This window comes from Planomonospora algeriensis, from assembly GCF_977012225.1.
Genome location: NZ_CDRNDK010000589.1, coordinates 1 through 3,301 on the forward strand (window position 1 = coordinate 1; position 3,301 = coordinate 3,301).

Consider the following 3,301-nt stretch of genomic DNA (forward strand, 5'->3'; position numbering starts at 1 on the left):
GCCAGGTGCAGCGCCACCAGCGACGACGAGCACGCCGTGTCCACCGTCACCGCCGGACCCTCCAGCCCGAACGTGTACGACACCCGGCCCGAGGCGATGCTGCCCGCGCTGCCGTTGAGGACGAAGCCCTCGAACCCCTCGGGTGCATAGGGCAGACGGCCCCCGTAGTCGTGGTACATCACGCCGGCGAACACACCCGTACGGCTGCCGCGCATCGCCTTCGGGCTGATGCCCGCTCGTTCGATCGCCTCCCACGACGTCTCCAGCAGCAATCGCTGCTGCGGGTCCATCGCGGTGGCCTCGCGCGGCGAGATACCGAACAGGGCGGCGTCGAACCGGTCGGCATCGTGGAGGAAGCCGCCTTCGCGCGCGTAGCTCGTACCCGAGTGGGCCGGGTCGGGATCGTAGAGCCGCTCCAGATCCCAGCCGCGGTTGCCGGGGAAGCCGGTGATCGCGTCGTCGGCCCGAACGAGGAGGCGCCAGAGGTCGTCGGGCGAGGCCACACCGCCGGGATAGCGGCAGGCCATGCCGACGATCGCGATGGGCTCGTCCGCGGAGCTCGTGCGGGCGCTCACCCGGTCGGCGCGTGAGGCGCCGGTGAGCTGCTCCTGCAGATGCTCGGCGAGCGCGTCCGCGGTGGGGAAGTTGAACAGCAGGGTGGCGGGCAGCCGCAGCCCGGTGGCGGCGTTGAGCCGGTTGCGCAGCTCGACGGAGCTCAGCGAGTCGAAGCCGAGATCCTTGAAGGCGGACTCGACGTCCACCGCCTCGGCGTCGGCGTGCCCGAGCACGAGCGCGATGTTCGTCCTGATGAGTGAGAGCAGTGCCACCTTGTCGGCTCCCGCTCGCACCGGCCTGGCCGCCGCGGCCCGTCGCACCTGAGGTTTGACCAGCGCGCGGAACACCGCGGGGATCTCGTCTTGGCGGCGCAGCGCCGCGGTGTCGAGGCGGGCCAGGATCTGCACCCCCTCGTCGAGCGCGAGCGCCGCATCGAACAGGGACATGCCCTGCGCCGCCGGGAGCGGCGCGAGCCCTATCCGGCCGAGCCGGGCCACATCAGCCTGGCTGAGCGCGCCCGCCATGCCGCCGCCGGTCTCCCACAGTCCCCAGGCCAGGGAGAGGGCGGGCAGCCCCTGCGCGCGGCGGTGCGCCGCCAGCGCGTCCAGATAGGCGTTGGCCGCGGCGTAGTTCGCCTGGCCGGCGCTGCCGACCGTGCCTGCGACGGAGGAGTACATCACGAAGAACGACAGGTCGAGGCCGCCGGTGAGCTCGTGCAGATGCCAGGCCGCATCCGCCTTCGGCGCGAAGACCCGGTCGATCCGTTCTCGGGTCAGCGACGTGACGGCGCCGTCGTCGACGACTCCGGCCAGGTGGACGACACCGGTCAGCGGCCGGTCATCGGGGATGGCCGCCAGCAGGGCGGCGAGCTCGGCGTGATCAGCCACGTCGCAGGCGGCGAGCGTGACCTGCGCGCCGAGTGACGTGAGCTCGGCCAGCAGATCGTCGGCTCCGGGCGCCGCCGGGCCGCGGCGGCCGGCCAGCAACAGGTGCCGGATCCCGTACTCGGTGACGAGCCGGCGCGCGGCCAGACCGGCGAGCTCACCGGTGCCTCCGGTCAGCAGCACCGTACCCGCCGAGGGTTCGGACGGGCGTTCGACCACCGGTGCGCCGGCCGCCGGCACGATCCGCGGCACGCGGATGGCGCCTGACCGCAGGGCCAGCTGCGGCTCACCGGAGGTGCAGGCACGCAGCAGCATGGCTTCCGAGTCAGGGTCGCCGTCGGTGTCGAGGAGGACGAACCGTCCGGTGTGCTCGGACTGGGCCGATCGGATCAGCCCCCAGATCGGAGCGGTGGACAGGTCGGGCACGTCGCCCTCGGCTGCGCCGACCGCGCCACTGGTCACCAGCACCAGCTGCGACTGCGCCAGCCGCTCGTCCGCGAGCCATCTCTGGACGAGTTCGAGCACCTCGTACGTCCGCTCACGGCCCACACCGGCCGGGACGCGCACGAGGACCTGCTCCGCGCCGATCGCCTCGTCCAGGGAGGAGGGATCCTGGAGTTCCACCACCCGTCCGGGCTCCGGTCCTCCGGCCGGGACGCTCACCCAGTCCAGCACGTACGGCGTGTGCTCAGGAGACAGCTCCGTCGCCACGGGTCTGACCACCAGGGAGTCCACCGTGAGGATCGGCGCGCCGGTATGATCGGCGACGCTCAGCGAGAGCTCACCCGGCCCCTTGGCACCGGTCCGTACCCGCGCCGTCGTGCCGCCCGCCGCGTGCACCGAGACTCCCGACCAGGTGAAGGGAAGGAACGGGTGGCCGGGCTCGCTGGGCGGCAGGAGATCGCCGAGTGTGATGGAGTGCAGCACCGCGTCGAGGAGGGCGGGGTGGAACCCGAACCGCTCCGCGCCGGACTGCACGTGATCGGGCAGGGCGATCTCGGCGTAGACGACGCCGTCGCGCTGCCAGGCGCTCACCAGGCCCTGGAAGGCGCTGCCGTACTCCAGGCCGGTGGCGGCCAGGTCGTCGTAGAGGTCGTCGACGTCGACGGGCTGCGCGCCCGGCGGTGGCCACTGCTCCAGGTCGAAGCCCGGTGCGGCGGCGACGGGACCGAGTGTTCCCTGGGCGTGCCGCTGCCAGGTGGTCGTGCCTTCCACCCTGGAGTACACGGCCAGGCCGCGGTGGCCGCTGCCGTCGGGGGCGTCCACGACGACCTGGAGTTGGACGGGGTGGTCGTGCGTGAGGACCAAAGGAGTCTGCAGAGTCAGTTCGGAGACGGTCTCGCAGTCCTCGGTCTCGGTCGCGGCGTGGAGCGCCAGCTCGAGGAACCCCGTGCCGGGGAGGATGGCCGTACCGTTGACCGCGTGATCGGCGAGCCAGGGCAGCGTGGTCAGGGAGAGACGCCCGGTGAGTGTGAGACCGTCGCCGCCGGGGGTCGGGATGACCGCGCTGAGCATCGGATGGTCGATGGCGCTGAGCCCGGCTGCCGCCACGTCGCCGCCGGATCTGCCTGATTCCAGCCAGTACCGCTTGCGCTGGAAGGCGTACGTGGGCAGCTCGACATGCCTGGCGGGCACCCCCGAGAAGAACGCCTCCCAATCGACCGCCACCCCCGACGCGTGAAGACGGGCCAGCGCCTCCACCAGACCCCGCGCCTCACCCCGATCCCCCCGCACCGCCGGCACCACCAGCACACCCTCATCACCCTCCAGGACCTGACCCGCCAGCGCACTCAGCACCGCCCCCGGCCCCACCTCCACCAGCACCCCGGCCCCCGCCGAACGCACCGCCCCCACCGCATCGG

1 protein-coding gene is annotated in these 3,301 nt (G+C 72.6%); it reads right to left on the bottom strand.

What is annotated here, in order from left to right; all coding sequences use genetic code 11:
• The coding region (locus ACWJ6R_RS32905; protein WP_449065958.1) for an SDR family NAD(P)-dependent oxidoreductase at positions 1-3,284 on the bottom strand (3,284 nt) is incomplete at its 3' end.
• Positions 3,285-3,301: the final 17 nt, after the last annotated feature.